This window comes from Streptomyces sp. NPDC006140 (genome assembly GCF_040628815.1).
In the GTDB taxonomy this organism is placed as follows: Bacteria; Actinomycetota; Actinomycetes; order Streptomycetales; family Streptomycetaceae; genus Streptomyces.
On sequence record NZ_JBEXTS010000010.1, the window covers coordinates 23,714 to 40,691 of the forward strand.

A 16,978-nucleotide genomic window follows, 5' to 3' on the forward strand; every position below is an offset into this window, starting at 1 on the left:
GGCCGCTGTGTGGTGACGCGGCCGTGCCAGGGCGATGAGCAATGGGAGCGGCCCGGGAGGTAACGGCCACTGCGCCCGGGAGTCAACGGCGTTGCCGGGTGGCATCGGCGGCGTCCACAGCCACCGACTCCGGAGTTCCCCAGGGTGCCTCCAGTGCGGCCCGGAGCGCGGTGACGGTGTCCGCACCGACGCGCTCGGCGAGCGCGGCTTCCAGCCCGGCCAGTGTCTCCATCGTCTCCGCGCGGCGCCGGACACCGTCCGCCGAGAGGAGCACGAGCTTCGACCGGGCGGACCGCGGATCGTTCTCCACGGTCAACGCGCCCAGGGCGACGAGTTCATGGACCCACTGGTGCGCGGTGGGAGCGCTGACACCCAGACGCCGGGCCAGCTCGGCGATGCTCGCCCCCTCCGACGGGAGCTGACTCAGCAGGGTCACGTGGGCCGCACTGATGGCCGACCCGTCCTCCTGGGCCTCGAACGCAGCGGTCAGCGCGGCTCGGAACCAGTTGTGCGCACGCCACAGCAGCCGGATGAGGGGCTCGGATTCAGACGGGGAGGAGGACATGGGTCTGCTTTCCCGGTGGGACGGCCGGTTCGGGGACGGTCCGCCGATGGTATGCCGGTCGACCTTGACGACCAACATCACTGGCCCTTCCGCGATCCCCATTCATTAGGTAACCTACGATTAGGCTACCTAATGGTGGATCGGATCGCAGAGGAGTGCACCATGAAGGTGATCGCAGTCGAAGAGGCGTTTTCCGTCCCGGAGCTGATCCCGTGGCCGGGCAAGGCCCCTATGCCTGCCGACTGGGGGGAGGAGTGGGGGCGCCGACTCGCCGACTTCACGGAGTTGCGGCTGGCGGACATGGACGAGCACGGGGTCGACATGCAGGTCCTGTCGCTCACCTCACCCGGCGTGGAGACCATCGAGGACCCGTCCGAGGCCGTGGCCACGGCCCGCCGGGTCAACGACCACCTGGCCGAGGTGGTCGCCGCCCACCCGACACGGTTCGCCGGCTTCGCCGTCCTGCCGCTGCAGGACCCGCAGGCCGCCGTGACCGAGCTGCGCCGAGCCGTGGAGGTACTGGGTCTCAAGGGGGTCCTGCACAACGACCACGTCCAGGGCCACTACCTCGACGAGCCGCGGTTCCGCCCGGTGTGGGCCGAGCTCGAACGGCTCGGCGTGACGCTCTACCTCCACCCCGCGCTCGCCCCTGCCGATCAGTGGCGGGTGTTCCAGGGGCATCCCGTGCTGAGCGGGCCGACCTGGGGATGGACAGCGCAGGTCGGCGCACACGCGCTGCGCCTGATCTACGGCGGAGTGTTCGACGAGTTCCCCGGGGCCTCGGTCACGCTCGGGCACATGGGAGAACTGCTCCCCTTCCAACTGGCCCGGCTCGACAGCCGCTACCACCAGGCCGACCCCAAGGGCAGGCCACACCGACTGCCCTCCCACTACCTGCGGCACAACCTCTACGCGACCACCAGCGGCGTCTTCTCCCACGCGGCCCTCCTCGGAGCCGTCCACGCCCTCGGCACCGACCGGCTGCTGTTCGCCGTCGACTACCCCTACGAATCCACCGCCGAAGCAGTCGACTTCCTCCGCACGGCGCCGTTCTCCCCCGCCGACCTGGAACGCGTCGCACACGGCAACGCGGAACGCCTGCTGCACATCTGACCGTGACCGACGAGAGGAACAAGAACGTGGACACTGCCACGGTGCGGCGACTGCTGGACGAAGCGGAGCTGCGGAAGCTGATACAGGCGCTGCCGCGAACACTCGATGAACGGGATTTCGACGGCTACGGTGCACAGTTCACCGAAGACGCCGTGATGGAGATCGGCAGGGAGGTCCGCCGCGGCCGGCAAGCGATCGCCGACGGCCCCAGGCACGACCTGCCCTGCCGCTATGAGGCGACGTATCACCACATGGGCCAGATATGCGTCGACGTCGACGGAGACGAGGCGACGATCCTCGCCTACATCGTCGCGTACCACCTCCCGAAGGCGTCTGAGCCGATGACGCACGAGGACGCCGGCGGCAAGTACCACGCCGTCGCCCGGCGAACCGAGAACGGCTGGCGCATCGCGCGGCTCCGTCTCGAGATCGTCCTGACCCAAGGGGCTTCCCTGAGCCTCGACGTCTGAGTGAGCGTCCGGTTCCCGGATTGCTAGGCGCCCCGCGGGTACCGGGCCAGCCAGCCCGGGGAGGAGCCCGCCGGGCCGTGCAGGGCCGGGCCCTGGGTCATCTCCATGGCGAAGTCGTCGGCCAGTTCCAGGATGGTGGGGCGGCCCTCCAGTTCGGCCAGCCAGGCCGGTGGGAGGGCCGTCTCGCCGTGCAGGGCGCCGAGCAGGCCGCCGGTCAGCGCGCCGGTGGCGGCGGAGGGGCCGTCGTGGTTGACGGCGAGACACAGCCCGTGCCGGACGTCGGCGGCGACCAGCGCGCAGTACACGGCGGCTCCGACGAGCCCCTCCGCCGTCCCCGCCCCGCTCAGCTCGGCGACCCGCTCGGGACCGGGCATGCCCTGCCGTACGGCGCCCAGCGCGTGCTGCAGCGCGTCCGACACGGGCTGGTGCCCGGGTCGGGCGGCGAGCAGGGCGAAGGCCCGCTGCACGGCACCGTCGAGGCTCTCGCCGAGGGCCAGCGCGTGCACGATCACGGCGTACGCGCCCGCCGCGAGACAGGCCGTGGGATGCCCGTGGGTCTGCGCCGCGCACTCCACCGCGAGCTGGACGACCAACTGCGGCTCCCACCCCACGAGCAGCCCGAACGGCGCGGACCGGGCGGCCGCCTCGGGCCCGGCCTCGCCGGGGTTCTTCGGCGCGTCCGGGGTCCCCATGGTGTCGTCGCCGAGCCCGAGGAGCAGGGCGCGGGTGGGGTCCCTGCGCGCGTACAGCCACTCCTCCCGCGCGAGCCACCCGTCGTCCTTGCGACGCTCGTCGGGCCCCCAGTCCCGCTGGGTGGCGGCCCAGCGCAGATAGGCCCGGTGCAGATCGGTCGGCGGATGCCAGGCGCCGGTGTCCCGCCGCACCTGGGCCCGTATCAGCCCGTCGACGGAGAACAGGGTGAGCTGCGTGAGGTGGGTGACGGCACCGCGTCTGCCGTAGGCCGGGGCCAGGTCCACGAGACCCTCCGCCCCGTACGCCTCCCGGATCCCCTCGACGGTCACCCCGTCGACGGGCGCCCCCAGCGCGTCCCCGACGGCCACACCGAGCAACGTCCCCCGCACCCGGCTCCGAAAGTCCTGCTGCTCCGTACGGCCCCAGACGGCACCGGCAGTCGCACCCACCCAGTCCTCCCCAGGGAACCGTCCATACGTCCGACAGCTCTGCACTGTATTCGAACGGGGACGGGGGGTTGAGGGGGCGGAATGGTGCGGGGGTGTGGACGGAGTGCTCCCGTGGTTCGGTTGTCAGCCGTACCAGGTCACGTTGCAGACATAGACACACTCATGCCGCGGTACGGCCAGAAAGCTGATGAATCCACGCCCGCCGAGCAGGTCGAACTCACGCAGTCCGGCCTCCCGGTCGTAGGGCCTGCCGACCCTCACGGCGTCGTGGCCGAGCGCCGCCAGTTCGGTGGCGAGTCGTTCCACTTCCGCCACTACCCCGGGTGGCAGCCCATTCGTCACATAGTCGGCGCTCGGGTTGTAGTCCCAGGACCAGTCCGTCACAGCCCGGCCTCTGCCTCCGCGACCTCCCGGATGGCGTGGATCTCCGCGATGGCCTCGGTCGGGTCCTGTTCGCCGGCATCCACGATGCGCTCCAGTTCGCGCAGGCGTTCGGCACGAGCAGGGTGACGCTCGATCGCGACGAACACACCCCAGGAGTGCACGAAGGCGCGCAGGGGGGCCAGGCTCTGGGTCTGCTGGGCATGGGTCGTGGCCTCGAAGAGGTGCTGCGTGAGCGTGGGAAGCCGGCTGGGGGCGATCCGTGCGACGGCATCACGCAGCGCGTCCGGCGTCAGCTGAGGCATGGGGATCAGCGGCCCGTAGGGGCCGTCGCTCTGAGCACTCACAGTGACCTCCGGTGCAGGTGGTTCGCTCCTCGTACGGTACCGGCGAACGCCCTGGGGAACCGCTGAGACGGAACAGACCACGTGACTCGTTCCCGGCACGCTACGCCGCCTTCCGCTCGCCGGTTCGGCAGTCGCGGCAGCGGCCCGGCTGTGCTGCCCGGAAGGCGCGGTCGCAGCCGTCGCAGGTCTGGAGCGGGGCCGGGCGGAAGGTGGGTGCGGAGGGTGGTGCCGCGGGGAGGGGCGGTGGGAGGAGGGTGGTGAGGCGGTGGGCGAGGAAGGCCGCCGGGTGCTTGATCGGGTCCTCGGGGAGGCCGGTCGTCAGGGTGCGCTGGACCGCCGTGGCGGGCACGCCCCGCTCCAGCCAGGCCGACACCTGCGGGGCCAGGCGGTGTACGTCCCGCTCGCTGAGCAGCAGGCGGGAGTCGACGGCGCGCAGGCCGGTGAGCAGGTCGGCGGCGGTGCCGTGGGGCTTCGGCGCGGCGGGCTCCGGCCTGGGCGGCGGGGACGCCGGGCGGCACTCGGGGACGACCGGGCGGTGGGGCTTGTTGTACGACACCGTGCGGGTTACGACTCGGCCCGATTGAAGACGCTCCTTGGCGCGCGTCAGATAGCCGTGGGTCTCCAGCTCCCGCAGGGCCGCGGCGATCCGGATCTCGCCCTCGCGGAACTTGGCCGCCAGCGCCTTGATGCCGACCGGCGTCCCGGCGGGCAGCGACTGGATGTGGACCGCCAGGCCGATCGCCGTGAGCGACAGGTCCGGGTGCTGGGCGAGGTGGTTGCCGACCACCGTGAAGTTCTCGTCGTGGCGTTCCGTCACGTGCTGGACACCGGAAGTGCCGGACTGCGCGCGTGCGGGCGCGCTAGGCTGCTGCTCAGTCATCGGGAAGGTCCTGCTTCCTTGGTGATCAGGCCCTCGCACTGGGATGCCAGTCCCGGCGGGGGCCGTATTCGTTTGTTCGGTTGTCTGTGCCGACGGTGCACCACCGACTCCCCGCCACGCCAGCCGAGTTGGCGATGTTCACTCCTGCGGGTGAGCCGCGGGGGCGGTGGGGGCGGGTTGGTTCTTTCCCCGGTTCTTTGGTCTTTGGCGTCGGGACCGGCCGGGTCATGACGGGCCGCGATCCGGCGACAGTTCCGCCCACACGGTCTTGGCGTGAGCCGGTGCCGCCTCCACGCCCCAACGGGCCGCGTACGCCGAGACGATCCGCAGGCCGCGACCCCGTTCCGCGTCGTCCGCCACCGGGTCCGGGATCCGCGGCATCCGGTCGCCCCGGGCATCGGTGACCTCGACGCGGAGAGTGCGGTCGGGGTGCAGCTTCAGGCCCAGCCGGAAGTCCCTTCCCTGGACACGTCCGTGCAGCACCGCGTTCGACGCCAGCTCCGCCACCACGTGCCCCGCGGCCTCGTACGGCTCGCCCCACTCGTCGAGTTGGCGCTCGGCGAGCAGGCGCGCCAGTCGCGCACCCCTTCGAGTGGCCGACAGCTGAATCGTGAAGTGGCGCACGGGCGTGGAGATTTCAGCGAGGGATTTCTGACTCATGTCACCCAGCGTGGTCATCCATCCCTACTCTGAACAGCAACGACCCCGGTACGGAGCGTGACTGTCCGGTCGCATGGCGGGGTCGTCCGGCTCGTACGTCAGGAGGGGAAGGCGTGGAGGACGAGGAAGCGGCGGCCGTACTCAGGACGGTCGGGCGCCAGATCAAGATGTGGCGCGAGGCCGCGGGTCTGAAGCAGGCGGAGTTGGGGGCGGCCATCGGGTACGGCGAGGAGATGGTGTCGTCCGTGGAGCGAGCGCGCCGGATCCCCAAGCCTGACTTTCTCGACAAGGCGGATGAGGTGTTGGGGGCGGGCGGAAAGCTTGCCGTGATGAAGGAGGACGTAGAGAAGGCTCGGTATCCGAAGAAGGTGCGGGACCTGGCGAAGCTGGAGGACGAGGCCCTCGAACTCGGGGCCTACGACAACCACCAGATCCACGGGCTTCTCCAGACGCAGGAGTACGCCCAGGCGTTGTACGCCATGAGGCGACCAGCCTTCAGCGAGGACGAGATCGAGCGGCACGTCGCCGCACGCATGGCACGGAAGGCCGTGTTCGATCGCGTGCCTCGACCGCTCATCACCTTTGTCCAGGAAGAGACCACGCTGCGGAGGCCTGTCGGAGGCAGAATGGTGCTGCGCCGCCAGCTCGAGCACCTGTTGGATGTCGCCAAGTTGCGGCACGTGTCGATCCAGGTCATGCCGACGGACCGGGAGGACCACGCGGGGATGGCAGGTCCGTTCCGGGTGCTGAAGCTGCACGAGGGCAAGACCCTGGGGCACTTCGAGGCCCAGTTGCACAATCGCGTGATCAGCGACCCCCGGGACGCCCAGATCCTCGACATGCGCTATGGAATGATCCGCGCGCAGGCCCTCTCGCCCGAAGAGTCCCTGGCCTTCATCGGAAAAGTTCTGGGAGAAGTGACGTGACCACAAAGCTCGTCTGGTTCAAGAGCAGCTACAGCAGCAACGACGGCCCTGACTGCCTCGAAGCCGCGATATCCAACACCTCGCACCGCGCCATCCACATCCGCGACTCCAAGAACAAGGACGGTGCCCGTCTGGCCTTCAGCGACGGCGCCTGGTCGGAGTTCCTGAAGTTCACGGTGGGACACTGAGGGCATGTGGGGACGCGGAGTGAGAGTCGGCCTGCTGATGGCCTGCGTCCCGAGCCTCCCCTGGGCCGCTCTCGCCCTGGGGGTCGCCGCGGTGGAGTTCCTCCGAGGCGGGGACACACAGCTCGCCGCTCATGACGTGCGCTACGGCGGGCTGCTGCTGGCGGGGAGTGTGCTGGCCGGGCTGCTGATGGGCTCGGTCCTCGCGGGAGGGCTGGCCCTGGCTTCCCGCGTCGTCACCCGCGCGGGGGGACTCGCCCTGGTGGGCGGGCTGCTGGGGCTGCTGGTCTTCCCTGTGGAGATCCTCGTCGTCGGAGGGGCCACAAACGGGGCGTACGCGCAGCTCGGGACGGCGTTCCTGGCCTGGCCGGTGATGGCGGCGGTGGCGGCCGCGCACAGCGCCGACATCGTCGGCCGGACGCGCGTGCGCACCTGGCTCTGGACGCCGGGAGCGGCACAGCGGCTCGGGCGCGGCTGACCGCGCCCGGGCCGACCGGCTCAGTTCGCGCCGGAGAGCGTTTCGGAGTTCTCCGCGTTCTCGACGCCTTCGGCGTTCTCGGCGTTCTCCTCGCCCTGCTTCTTCTCGGCGAGTTCCCGCGCCAGCCTTTCCGAGTACAGCCTCATTTCCGCTTCTTTGCGCTCGTCGAACACCGATGCCTCCTTTAATGCAGGGGTGTGGGAAGGAAAAACCCAGGGGGGTGGGAACGGTCCGGCAGCCCGGCAGGGGCGCGCTAGGACCGGGGGCGGCTGGGAGCCGGGAGTGAGGGTGTCGAACGGTGGGGTTCGTCAGGGATCAGCCGCCGCACCATCGCACACCTCCCGGAAATAACTCGACCAGACCACAAGCCTCTTGGCCAGAAGATTACCCCACCGGCACTCAATTCGTCACGGTCGGATTACGCCCGCACACAGGTAATTCGCATGCCGTTCACCCGGCGAGGACAGGTCCCAGTACCGCGCGGTCGGTATCCGAAAAGCTTTCCGCCGCGTCGGAATCCAGCGCTCGGACGCGTTCCACATCGGCCCGGGCCTCCTCCGGCCGGCCCAGGGCCGCGTGGAGCACCGCCCGGCGGCACAGGGCCCAGACGTAGCCCGGCCGCAGCTCCACCGCCCGGTTCAGGTCGGCCAGTGCCTCCGCGTGGCGGCCCAGGGTGGCCAGGGACGCGCCGCGGCTCGCGTAGGCCGAGGCGTAGGCGGGGTCCAGGGTCAGCGCGACGTCCAGGTCGGCGACCGCCTCCTCGTCGCGGCCCGCGGCGCGCAGCGCGTCGCCGCGTTCGCAGCGGGCCCAGGGCCAGTCGGGGGTCACGGTGAGGGCGTGGTCGAGGTCGGCCAGTTGGCGTGCGGAGTCGCCCATGGCCCGCCACACCCGGGCCCGGCGGGCGAGCGCCCAGGCGTAGTCGGGATTGAGGTCCAGCGCGCGCCCGAGGTCGGCGAGGGCGGCGTCCAGGTTTCCGGCGCGTGCGTGTGTGGCGCCCCGGGACGCCCAGGCGAACCTGGTCGCCGGGTCGAGGCGGATGCTTTCGGTCAGGTCCCGGATCGCCTCGGCGTCGTGCCCGGCGATCCGGTGGTGCTCGCCGCGCAGGGCGAGGTACCAGGCGTTGTCCGGCTCCAGCGCGACGGCCCGGTCCAGGTCGGCGATGGCCGCCTCGTGGTCGCCCAGCTCGCCCCGGACTCCGGCCCGGTGCCGGTAGGCGGGAGCCAGCTCCGGGTCGAGGGCGACGGCCTGGTCGTATTCGGCGAGGGCCTGCGCGTAGGCGCCCTCGCCGCGCAGCTCGCCGCCCCGTACGAGCCGGGCCCGGGCCTGGGCCGGCGCGTCGAGGGCGGCGTGGCGCAGGAGGAGCCCGAGCGCGGCGGTGATGCCTTCCGTGTCGAGGGCCGCCGTCAGGTCCCTCCCCCACCGGGCCGTCGCCTCCGCGTCCGCGTCCTGCCCGGCGTCGAGCAGCGCGCGGGCCCAGCGCGCCGCCACGCCCGCGCCGGCGTCGCACGCGGCGACGAAGTCCCGCAGTGCCTGAGGCAGCGCGTCCCGCTCCCCGGCGCAGAGCAGGTGGTACGTCTCCGCCAGCCGCAGTTCCCGCCATGCCTCGTCCGCCCACAGGTCCGCGGTGTCCCGGCCCGCGCCGGTCTCCTCGCGCCAGGCCCGGAACGCCCCCGCCAGCCGCCGCTGCCGCTGCGCCCACGCGCGCGGCGACCGGTGCCGTTCGGCGCGCAGCATCGGTGCCCGTACGACGTCGTGGTAGCGCAGGCGGCCGCCGTCGCGGTCGGTGACGAACGGCAGGGACCGCAGCCAGTCGTAGACGGCCTCGGCGTCCTCGTCGGGGCAGTCGGCCGCCGCCCGGAACACGTCCCCGTCGAGCCACCTCGGCAGCGCGCAGGACCGGGCTGCGGCGCGGCGGGCCGGGTCGCGCTCCCACTTCAGGAAGCGGTCCACGGCCGTGGCGCTCGGGTCGCCGACGTCGTCCGGGTCGGTGGGGCGGGACTCGGCGAGGGTGGAGACCAGGACGGGGAGGCCGCCGGTGAGGCGCAGGACCTCCTCGACGACCGGTTCGGCGGTCACGCCCCGGGCGGCCAGCAGGCCACGTGCCTCCGTCTCCGTGAAGGGGGCGAGGGGCAGGTCCGTCACGAAGTCGCCCAGGCCGCCCCAGAGAGCGGTGTCCAGGGGGCGCTGTCCCGCCGTGACCACCACCGTCGTGGCGGGCAGGGGGCCGTGGCGGTCGGTCGTCATCGTGGTGTGGAGCCAGGGGTCCAGGTAGGGGCCTGTGCGCTCGTACGTGTCGAGGAAGAGCGCGATCCAGGGGGCGTCCGCGTCGGCGAGTTCGCGCAGCAGGACCGGGGTGAGCACCTGCTCCGGGGCGAGGACCAACTGGAGGTCCTCGTGGTTGCGGAAGCGGGCGACGAGGCTCGCGCGCAACCGGCCCGCCCCCTCGGCGACCTGGTCCGGGTCGAGCAGTCCCGCCAGGGGGCCGACCACCGGCACCATCCCGGCGGCCACCACCCCCGCCCGGGCCGCCAGCCTCCCGCCCGCCGAGGGTTGGCCGGTCTCCTCCGCCTCCGTGTCCTGGGCCGCGAGGGCCGCCAGCTCCGCCTCGTGCCGGCGCTCGCGATGGGTGGCGAGCAGGCGGTCCAGGTCCTTCAGGCGGCTGCCCTGGGCGGCGAACTGGCGGCTGATCTCCGCCATCGCCTCCGGCACGCTGCCGGCGCTGTCGTCGACGTACGCGGTCAGCGCGCCGCACTCGCGGGCGATCTGCTCCAACTCCCTGAGCAGGAAGGTCTTTCCGACGCCCGCGTTGCCGTGCACGTGGAAGCGGAAGCGGTGGCGTTCGTCGTGCGGTGCGGTGTCGAAGTTGGCGCGGAAGGCGGACCGTTCGGCGGACCGGCCGACGAACCCGGCCCGGCTGCGCCGGCGTATCAGTTCCTGCACCGACGGTCTCGCCTGCGCCATCCGTTCCGCCCCCTCGCCTCGCCCGACCGCCCTCCGTCGTCATTCTCGCTCAGCGGTTGGGGGGACAATCGCGGTCGCGCCCGGGAAGAATGATCGACATGGCCACCTCCACAACCTCACGCGGCGGGCTGTCCCTCGCCGCCTTGCTGCTCACCGCCACCATCGCCCTCTACATGGCGCTCGTCGCCTTCGGGAACATCACCGACTTCGGAACCAACCAGCAGTTCGTCCGTCATGTGCTGGCCATGGACACCACGTTCAAGGACGAGGACCTGATGTGGCGGGCCATCACGAACCAGGGGCTCCAGGACGCCGCCTACGTCGCGATCATCGTGTGGGAGACCGTCGCCGCGCTCGTCCTCATATACGGGAGCTGGCTGTGGGCAAGACGCGATGCGGCGCGGGCCCGGCGGATGTCGACGTACGGGCTGCTGATGGTGATGCTGCTGTTCGGGGCCGGGTTCATCGCGATCGGCGGTGAGTGGTTCTCGATGTGGCAGTCCAAGAGCTGGAACGGGCTGGACGCCGCGACCCGGGTGTTCCTGTTCAGCGGGGTCGTGCTGATCGTCAACCAGCTGTCGGCCCCGCGGTCGGAGTCGTCCGCTACTTGACGACGGTCACGGTCGTGCCGACCGTGCCGAACGCCCACAGGGCCGAGCCGTCCGCCTTCCGCATCCGGACCCCGCCCGTCTGCGTGCCGGACGCGGCGGGCGGCGGCGAGGCCCCGTCGACCGCGTTGGAGAAGGCGACGGAGACGCCGGACTTCGCGGCGAAGTAGACGATGTGCTCGATCTGGACGCCGTCGGAGCCGGTGGTGGCCGGGTTGCGGTCCGACACCGTGTACGTGCCGGGGTCGGGGCTGACCGTGCCCGGCCAGACCGTGAACGTGCGGCGGGTCGCCTCGCTCGCGTCGACCAGCCACACCCGCTTCTCGCCGAGGGAGTAGACGATGCGCCGGCCGGTGCCGGAGCCGTCGGGGACCCGGGCCGGGGCGGACGCCGTGGGCGTGGGCTGCGCCGATGCCGTGCTGCTCGGCTTGGCCGAGGTGGCGGTGGGGTGCGGGCCCCGGTCCGCCTGCACGGCCAGGACCGTCACCGCGGCTATCGCTCCTACGGTCAGCCCGGTCGTCCAGGCCCACGAAGGAAGTCGGGCAGGCACCGGCACGCATCTCCTCAGTCACGGGACCCCGCACACCCGGGGTTCCGATCATCGTACTGCGCGCGTGCCGGTCGCTCGGAGGCTCAGGGCCCGCCGAGGGGCTTGCGGACCGGGACGGGGCCCGTGCCGGCGCCGTGGGCCGTGTAGCGGGGGGTGCGCACCGGCGCCGGGTAGGCGAGGTGCACCAGCCGGGACTGCTCCTGCCGCATGTGCGTGAGCGACTCCAGGATGTAGCCCACGAGCAGGACGAGCGCCGCGATGGTCATGATCGCGGCGGCGAGCACCGCCGTGGGCAGGCGGGGCACGCTGCCCGTCCGCACGAACTCGGTGACGACGGGGATGCCGAGGATGACCGAGACGAGGGCCAGCACGCCCGCGACCAGGGTGTGCACGAGGGAGGGCCGCTCGCGGCGCGCCAGGTCGAGGATGACCCGCAGGATGCGCCAGCCGTCCCGGTAGGTGCGCAGCTTGCTCTCGCCGCCCGCGGGCCGGACCCGGTAGTCCACGACGACCTCCGCCGTGGGGAGCCGCAGGTGCAGCGCGTGGATGGTCATCTCGGTCTCGGTCTCGAACTCGCGGGCCAGGGCCGGGAAGGACTTCACGAACCGGCGCGAGAAGACCCGGTAGCCGCTGAGCATGTCGGTCACGTCGTTGCCGAACAGCGACCGCACCGCCCCGGTGAGCAGTTTGTTGCCGGCCGCGTGCCCGGTCCGGTAGGCCCCGTCGACCGTCACCCGGCGGGCGCCGACGACCTGGTCGTAGGGCCCCTCGAAGAGCAGGTCCACGAGGTCCCGGGCGCGGGAGGCGTCGTAGGTGTCGTCGCCGTCGATGAGGAGCAGGGCGTCCGCGTCGACGTCGGCGAAGGCGCGGCGGACGACGTTGCCCTTGCCCTTGCGGGGTTCCGTCCGGACAATCGCGCCCGCCTCCCGGGCGATCTCCACCGTGCGGTCGGTGGAGGCGTTGTCGTAGACGTAGATGTCGGCCTCGGGGAGGGCCGCGCGCAGGTCGCGGACGACCTTGCCGACGGCCGCCTCCTCGTTGTGACACGGCACGACACACGCGATCGTCGGTTCCACGACCACTCCTCACCCGGACCGATGTCTCGTTCGGTAGGAAATCATGCGATATGAGCGCGTCTGGGCGGTGAGGGCGCGCCGGGTCGTTACGCTCGCCGTGTGCCGGTCCTCGCATCTGTGACACTGCGCGTGCGCGACACCCTCCGGGGCATCTGGCGCGAGGCCGCCAAGTTCGGCGTCGTCGGGGCCCTGGCGTTCGTCGTCGACAACGGCGGCTACAACCTGCTCGTCTTCGGACTGCCCGGCGGCGCCGGGGGCGGGGCGATGCGGGACGCCCCCGTCCAGGCGTCGGTCGTCGCGACCGGCGCGGCGGCCCTGTTCAGCTGGGCCGGGAACCGCTACTGGACCTACCGCCACCAGCACCGCGAGCAGGTGAGCCGCGAACTCGCCCTGTTCCTCGTCGCGAACGGGGTCGGGCTGGCCATCACGGCGGGCACGGTCTTCGCCTCACGGAACCTGCTCGGGCTCGACTCGGCGCTGAGCGACAACACGGCCCGCATCCTCGGCTGGGCCCTGGCGACGCTGTTCCGCTTCTACGCCTACCGGCGCTACGTGTTCGTCGCACCCTGAGCCGTTAGCATCCGGCACATGGGACAAAAGGGGCGGTTGCCGTTCGCGCAGCGCTGGACGTGGAGTCTGGCCGCCGTCGCCGCGGTCTGCTGCCTGGCCACGATCCTCGTCTTCGCCCCCGGGTACCTGAGTCCCGACAGCCTCGACCAGCTCCAGCAGGCGGAGGGCAAGAGGCCCCTGACCGACTGGCATCCGCCCGTGCTGAGCCTGGTGTGGCGGGCGCTGATCGCCGTGACCGGCTCGATCACCTCCCTGCTCGTCGTCCAGGCCGTCGTCTTCTGGGGCGCGCTCGGGGTGCTGGCCTGGTGCGTGTGGGGGCTGACCGGGAGCCGGGGCGGTTCGCTCGCCGTGCTCGGCCTCGGGCTGACGCCGTTCGTGCTGACGTTCGCCGGGGTGGTGTGGAAGGACGTCCACGCGGCGTTCGCGCTGCTCGCCGCGTGCGCGGTCGCGTTCACCGGGCTGCGGCTGCGGGACACCCGCCCGCGTCCGGCCGTGCGCTGGGCGCTGCTCTGGCTGGGCGTGCTGTTCCTCGCCTACGCCATGCTCGTGCGCAAGAACGCCTTCGTCGCCGCGCTCCCCGTCTTCGTGATGCTCGTCCTCGCCCTGTGGCGGGCTCCCGGGCGCCGTACGTGGGTGACGTGCGCGGCGGCGCTCGCGGCCGCGCTCGTCGTGCCCGCCGCGGCCATCTCCCTGTTCGCGCAGCCGCTGCAGACCAAGCAGGGCGCGCAGATCATGATCGACGACCTGGTGCACGTGCTGGGGGCGGACGAGCTGCGGTCGGCGGACGTGTCACCCGATCTCAGGGACCGGCTCGTGGCCGCCGCGCGGGAATGCCGTCGCGTCGGGGCCCTGTCGGACGCCTACTGGGCCTGCTACGACCGCCCGGCGGACGGGCTGCGCGGCGACTCGGACGAGATCACGTCCCTGTGGCTGCGCGAGATGAGCGGGCATGTGCCGCACTACGTCCAGTACCGGCTGCGGCTCTTCACGAGCCTGCTGTTCGAGACCGGCTATCCGTACCACCCGGGGGTCAGCCGCAACGACCAGGGCATCGAGGTGGCGCACCCCCGGCTGGAGGACATGCTCGACACGTACGTCACCGGCATGGCCACGGACCTGCGGTGGCTGTTCCGCGGCTGGTTCTGGCTGGCCGTCGCGCTGGTGCTCGCGATCCGCCCCGGCAAGGGCACCTTCGCGATGCCCGTCCGGGCGCTCGGCATCAGCTCGGCGGCCTACATCCTGGGCTATCTCCCGATCATGCCCGCGACGAACTACCGCTACCTGTACTGGCCCGCGATCGCCTGCGCCCTCGGCCTGCTGCTCCTCCGGCTCGGCCGGCGCACCCCTCCCCCGCCACCGGCACCCCCCGGCGCCACGGCCGGCCGCGCCCTGACGGCGCACCAGCCGGCGGACGCCGGGGGGCAGTAGCCGGTCGCCTCAGTCCAGCACCGGCAGCAGCTCCGGCAGGTGCCCGTCCGACTCCCGCGCGGCCCGCTGCCGCTCCTCCGGGACCTCCCCGTAGAGGGTGGTGCGGGGCTTGGCGGGCCGGCCCGCGGCGTTCGCCACCGCGATGAGGTCCTTGACCGACTTGTACGAGCCGTACGACGAGCCCGCCATCCGGGAGATGGTCTCCTCCATGAGCGTGCCGCCGAGGTCGTTCGCGCCGGAGCGGAGCATCTCGGCCGCGCCCTCCGTGCCCAGCTTCACCCAGCTGGTCTGGATGTTGGGGATGTGCGGGTGCAGCAGCAGCCGGGCCATGGCCGTCACCGCGCGGTTGTCCCGCATGGTCGGGCCCGGGCGGGCGATCCCCGCCAGGTACACCGGCGCGTTGGTGTGCACGAACGGCAGGGTCACGAACTCGGTGAAGCCGCCGGTGCGCTGTTGGATGGAGGCGAGGGTGCGCAGGTGCCCGAGCCAGTGGCGCGGCTGGTCCACATGCCCGTACATCATCGTCGAGGACGACCGGATGCCCAGCTCGTGGGCCGTCGTCACGACCTCGATCCAGTCGGCGGCGGGCAGCTTGCCCTTGGTGAGGATCCAGCGGACCTCGTCGTCGAGGATCTCGGCGGCCGTGCCCGGGATGGTGTCCAGGCCCGCCTCCTTGGCGGCGGCCAGCCACTCGCGGATCGACATGCCGGTACGGGCCGCGCCGTTGACGACCTCCATCGGCGAGAAGGCGTGCACGTGCATGCCGGGGACGCGCTCCTTCACGGCCCGCGCGATGTCGAAGTACGCCGTGCCCGGCAGGTCCGGGTGGATGCCGCCCTGCATGCAGACCTCCACCGCGCCCACGTCCCAGGCCTGCTGGGCCCGGTCGGCGACCTGATCCAGGGAGAGGGTGTAGGCGTCGGCGTCGGTGCGGCGCTGGGCGAAGGCGCAGAAGCGGCAGCCGGTGTAGCAGACGTTGGTGAAGTTGATGTTCCGGGTGACGATGTAGGTCACGTCGTCACCGACGGCCGACTTCCGTACGTCATCCGCGACGCGGGCGAGGGCGTCCAGCGCCGGGCCGTCCGCGTGCAGCAGGGCCAGGGCCTCGTCGTCGGTGAGCTTCGTCGGGTCGTCGGCGGCGGTGCGCAGGGCCTCGCGTACGTCGGTGTCGATGCGCTCGGGTGCCATGCCCGGGGCGGCGGCCTCGCGCAGGGCGCCCCAGTCGCCGTACACCTCGTCGAAGTCGTCCCGGCGGTCCGAGGTACGGCCCTCGGAGTCGATGGTCGTGTGCAGGTCGGTGCGGCCGGAGGCGACGAAGACCTCCTCCGGCTCCTGCCAGGGCAGGCCCACCGGCACGGCGTCGGGGCGGGCGAGGCCCGTCTCCGGGTCGGCCAGGGCCGCCACGTGCGGGCGCAGCCGCGGGTCCAGCCAGGGCTCGCCGCGCCGCACGAACTCCGGGTACACGCAGAGCCGTTCGCGCAGCTCGAAACCGGCCGCGCGGGACTTCTCGGCGAGCTGCTCGATCTGCGGCCAGGGCCGCTCGGGGTTGACGTGGTCGATGGTGAGCGGGGAGACGCCGCCCCAGTCGTCGATACCGGCCCGGATCAGCCGCTCGTACTCGTCGTCGACGAGGTTGGGCGGGGCCTGGATGTTGCCGCTCGGGCCCATGAGGAGGCGGGCGACGGCGACCGTGGCGACCAGTTCGTCGAGTTCCGCGTCGGGCATGCCGCGCATCGCCGTGTCCGGCTTGGCGCGGAAGTTCTGGATGATCAGCTCCTGGACGCCGTGGTAAGCGCGGGAGACCTTGCGCAGCGCGAACAGCGACTCGGCGCGCTCCTCGTAGGTCTCGCCGATGCCTATCAGCACCCCGGAGGTGAAGGGGACGGAGGACCGCCCGGCGTCCTCCAGCACCCTCAGGCGGACGGCGGGCTCCTTGTCCGGGGAGCCGTAGTGAGGGCCGCCCGGCTCCGACCACAGGCGGGTCGCGGTGGTCTCCAGCATCATGCCCATGCTCGGCGCGACGGGCTTGAGGCGCTGGAAGTCGGTCCAGGACATGACGCCCGGGTTGAGGTGGGGCAGCAGGCCCGTCTCCTCCAGGATGCGGATGGAGATGGCACGGACGTAGGCGAGGGTGTCGTCGTAGCCGTGCGCGTCGAGCCACTCGCGGGCCTCGGGCCAGCGGTCCTCGGGCTTGTCGCCGAGGGTGATGAGGGCTTCCTTGCAGCCGAGGGCGGCGCCCTTGCGGGCGATGTCCAGCACCTCGTCCGGGGACATGAACATCCCGTGGCCCTCCCGGCGGAGCTTGCCGGGGACGGTCACGAACGTGCAGTAGTGGCACTTGTCCCGGCACAGCCGGGTCAGCGGGATGAAGACGCTCTTCGAGTACGTGATGACGCCGGGCCGGCCGGCCGCCTCCAGGCCCGCGTCCCGCACCCGGGCGGCCGAGGCCGACAGGTCCTCCAGCTGCTCGCCCCGGGCCTGGAGCAGGACCGCCGCCTCGGCGACGTCGAGGGAGACGCCGTCCCTGGCCCGTTTCAGGGCGCGACGCAGGGAGTTCTCGGTGGGGCCGGTTCCGGAGGTCGCGGAAGTCGTCATCCTTCGAGCATACGAGTGCGCTGATCAACAGGGCCGAGCCCTG

19 protein-coding genes are annotated in these 16,978 nt (G+C 72.0%); 8 read left to right on the top strand and 11 right to left on the bottom strand.

All coding sequences use genetic code 11. The annotated features are described in order from the left end of the window. Positions 1–82: 82 nt before the first annotated feature. On the bottom strand, positions 83–565 hold the full coding sequence (locus tag ABZ386_RS24650; RefSeq protein WP_356618993.1) for a MarR family transcriptional regulator: 483 nt from the start codon (positions 563–565) through the stop codon (positions 83–85). 162 nt (positions 566–727) lie between these two features. On the opposite strand from ABZ386_RS24650, the gene ABZ386_RS24655 reads away from it, so the two are divergent. Then, positions 728–1,678, top strand: a complete 951-nt coding sequence (locus ABZ386_RS24655; RefSeq protein WP_351338873.1) for an amidohydrolase family protein — start codon at positions 728–730, stop codon at positions 1,676–1,678. A 2-nt stretch (positions 1,679–1,680) separates the two neighbouring features. Next, positions 1,681–2,148: a nuclear transport factor 2 family protein gene (locus ABZ386_RS24660; protein ID WP_358839925.1), complete on the top strand. Its 468-nt coding sequence runs from the start codon at positions 1,681–1,683 to the stop codon at positions 2,146–2,148. 23 nt (positions 2,149–2,171) lie between these two features. Here the strand turns inward: ABZ386_RS24660 and ABZ386_RS24665 are convergent, their stop codons facing one another. The 5 genes from ABZ386_RS24665 to ABZ386_RS24685 form a co-directional block, all read right to left on the bottom strand. Continuing rightward, positions 2,172–3,290 carry an ADP-ribosylglycohydrolase family protein gene (locus ABZ386_RS24665; protein WP_351338869.1) on the bottom strand — a complete coding sequence of 373 codons (1,119 nt, stop codon included), beginning with the start codon at positions 3,288–3,290 and terminating at the stop codon, positions 2,172–2,174. 123 nt (positions 3,291–3,413) lie between these two features. Beyond that, positions 3,414–3,674: a hypothetical protein gene (locus tag ABZ386_RS24670; RefSeq protein ID WP_114253643.1), complete on the bottom strand. Its 261-nt coding sequence runs from the start codon at positions 3,672–3,674 to the stop codon at positions 3,414–3,416. Next, a complete protein-coding gene (locus ABZ386_RS24675) occupies positions 3,671–4,018 on the bottom strand; it encodes a DUF6247 family protein (protein WP_358965854.1) in 348 nt (115 codons plus the stop codon). Before ABZ386_RS24675 ends, ABZ386_RS24670 begins: the two co-directional genes overlap by 4 nt. A gap of 100 nt (positions 4,019–4,118) precedes the next feature. Then, positions 4,119–4,898, bottom strand: a complete 780-nt coding sequence (locus ABZ386_RS24680) for a helix-turn-helix domain-containing protein (protein WP_358965855.1) — start codon at positions 4,896–4,898, stop codon at positions 4,119–4,121. A gap of 225 nt (positions 4,899–5,123) precedes the next feature. Then, positions 5,124–5,558 carry an ATP-binding protein gene (locus tag ABZ386_RS24685; protein WP_355718934.1) on the bottom strand — a complete coding sequence of 145 codons (435 nt, stop codon included), beginning with the start codon at positions 5,556–5,558 and terminating at the stop codon, positions 5,124–5,126. Positions 5,559–5,671: 113 nt separating this feature from the next. Between ABZ386_RS24685 and ABZ386_RS24690 the strand changes: the two genes are divergently transcribed. The 3 genes from ABZ386_RS24690 to ABZ386_RS24700 are packed head-to-tail and all read left to right on the top strand — an operon-like array spanning position 5,672 to position 7,147. Then, positions 5,672–6,484, top strand: coding sequence for a helix-turn-helix transcriptional regulator (locus tag ABZ386_RS24690; RefSeq protein WP_358965856.1), 813 nt, complete (start codon positions 5,672–5,674; stop codon positions 6,482–6,484). Beyond that, positions 6,481–6,672 (top strand): DUF397 domain-containing protein, encoded by a 192-nt coding sequence (locus ABZ386_RS24695; protein ID WP_358965857.1) that lies wholly within the window; start codon positions 6,481–6,483, stop codon positions 6,670–6,672. The genes ABZ386_RS24690 and ABZ386_RS24695 overlap by 4 nt, the downstream gene beginning before the upstream one ends. Before the next feature lie 4 nt (positions 6,673–6,676). Next, a complete protein-coding gene (locus tag ABZ386_RS24700) occupies positions 6,677–7,147 on the top strand; it encodes a hypothetical protein (protein ID WP_358965859.1) in 471 nt (156 codons plus the stop codon). Positions 7,148–7,167: 20 nt separating this feature from the next. Here ABZ386_RS24700 and ABZ386_RS24705 read toward each other — a convergent pair whose 3' ends face one another. Continuing rightward, positions 7,168–7,320 (bottom strand): hypothetical protein, encoded by a 153-nt coding sequence (locus tag ABZ386_RS24705; protein ID WP_358965861.1) that lies wholly within the window; start codon positions 7,318–7,320, stop codon positions 7,168–7,170. A 277-nt stretch (positions 7,321–7,597) separates the two neighbouring features. After that, positions 7,598–10,108: a tetratricopeptide repeat protein gene (locus ABZ386_RS24710; protein WP_358965862.1), complete on the bottom strand. Its 2,511-nt coding sequence runs from the start codon at positions 10,106–10,108 to the stop codon at positions 7,598–7,600. A gap of 98 nt (positions 10,109–10,206) precedes the next feature. Between ABZ386_RS24710 and ABZ386_RS24715 the strand changes: the two genes are divergently transcribed. Next, the gene (locus ABZ386_RS24715; RefSeq protein ID WP_351338829.1) at positions 10,207–10,719 is read left to right on the top strand and encodes a DUF2165 domain-containing protein; all 513 of its coding nucleotides are present in this window, start codon (positions 10,207–10,209) and stop codon (positions 10,717–10,719) included. Here the strand turns inward: ABZ386_RS24715 and ABZ386_RS24720 are convergent. Together ABZ386_RS24720 and ABZ386_RS24725 are read right to left on the bottom strand one after the other, a co-directional pair. Then, complete coding sequence (locus ABZ386_RS24720) at positions 10,712–11,266, bottom strand: hypothetical protein (protein WP_356500251.1); 555 nt, start codon at positions 11,264–11,266, stop codon at positions 10,712–10,714. The two genes, ABZ386_RS24715 and ABZ386_RS24720, sit on opposite strands and share 8 nt — an antisense overlap. A gap of 83 nt (positions 11,267–11,349) precedes the next feature. Further along, complete coding sequence (locus ABZ386_RS24725; protein ID WP_355715260.1) at positions 11,350–12,348, bottom strand: glycosyltransferase family 2 protein; 999 nt, start codon at positions 12,346–12,348, stop codon at positions 11,350–11,352. 123 nt (positions 12,349–12,471) lie between these two features. On the opposite strand from ABZ386_RS24725, the gene ABZ386_RS24730 reads away from it, so the two are divergent. Both ABZ386_RS24730 and ABZ386_RS24735 read left to right on the top strand, forming a co-directional pair. Further along, positions 12,472–12,912: a GtrA family protein gene (locus tag ABZ386_RS24730; protein WP_351338821.1), complete on the top strand. Its 441-nt coding sequence runs from the start codon at positions 12,472–12,474 to the stop codon at positions 12,910–12,912. An 18-nt stretch (positions 12,913–12,930) separates the two neighbouring features. Then, positions 12,931–14,340 (top strand): hypothetical protein, encoded by a 1,410-nt coding sequence (locus ABZ386_RS24735; protein ID WP_356500253.1) that lies wholly within the window; start codon positions 12,931–12,933, stop codon positions 14,338–14,340. Positions 14,341–14,349: 9 nt separating this feature from the next. On the opposite strand, the gene ABZ386_RS24740 is transcribed toward ABZ386_RS24735, so the two are convergent. After that, positions 14,350–16,935 carry a bifunctional FO biosynthesis protein CofGH gene (locus tag ABZ386_RS24740; RefSeq protein WP_355715253.1) on the bottom strand — a complete coding sequence of 862 codons (2,586 nt, stop codon included), beginning with the start codon at positions 16,933–16,935 and terminating at the stop codon, positions 14,350–14,352. Positions 16,936–16,978 lie beyond the last annotated feature (43 nt).

Coding starts and splice junctions, on each gene's coding strand:
- ABZ386_RS24650 (WP_356618993.1), bottom strand. CDS start 565: ATGTCCTCCTCCCCGTCTGAATCCGAGCCCCTCATCCGGCTGCTGTGG.
- ABZ386_RS24655 (WP_351338873.1), top strand. CDS start 728: ATGAAGGTGATCGCAGTCGAAGAGGCGTTTTCCGTCCCGGAGCTGATC.
- ABZ386_RS24680 (WP_358965855.1), bottom strand. CDS start 4,898: ATGACTGAGCAGCAGCCTAGCGCGCCCGCACGCGCGCAGTCCGGCACT.
- ABZ386_RS24685 (WP_355718934.1), bottom strand. CDS start 5,558: ATGAGTCAGAAATCCCTCGCTGAAATCTCCACGCCCGTGCGCCACTTC.
- ABZ386_RS24700 (WP_358965859.1), top strand. CDS start 6,677: ATGTGGGGACGCGGAGTGAGAGTCGGCCTGCTGATGGCCTGCGTCCCG.
- ABZ386_RS24710 (WP_358965862.1), bottom strand. CDS start 10,108: ATGGCGCAGGCGAGACCGTCGGTGCAGGAACTGATACGCCGGCGCAGC.
- ABZ386_RS24715 (WP_351338829.1), top strand. CDS start 10,207: ATGGCCACCTCCACAACCTCACGCGGCGGGCTGTCCCTCGCCGCCTTG.
- ABZ386_RS24735 (WP_356500253.1), top strand. CDS start 12,931: ATGGGACAAAAGGGGCGGTTGCCGTTCGCGCAGCGCTGGACGTGGAGT.
- ABZ386_RS24740 (WP_355715253.1), bottom strand. CDS start 16,935: ATGACGACTTCCGCGACCTCCGGAACCGGCCCCACCGAGAACTCCCTG.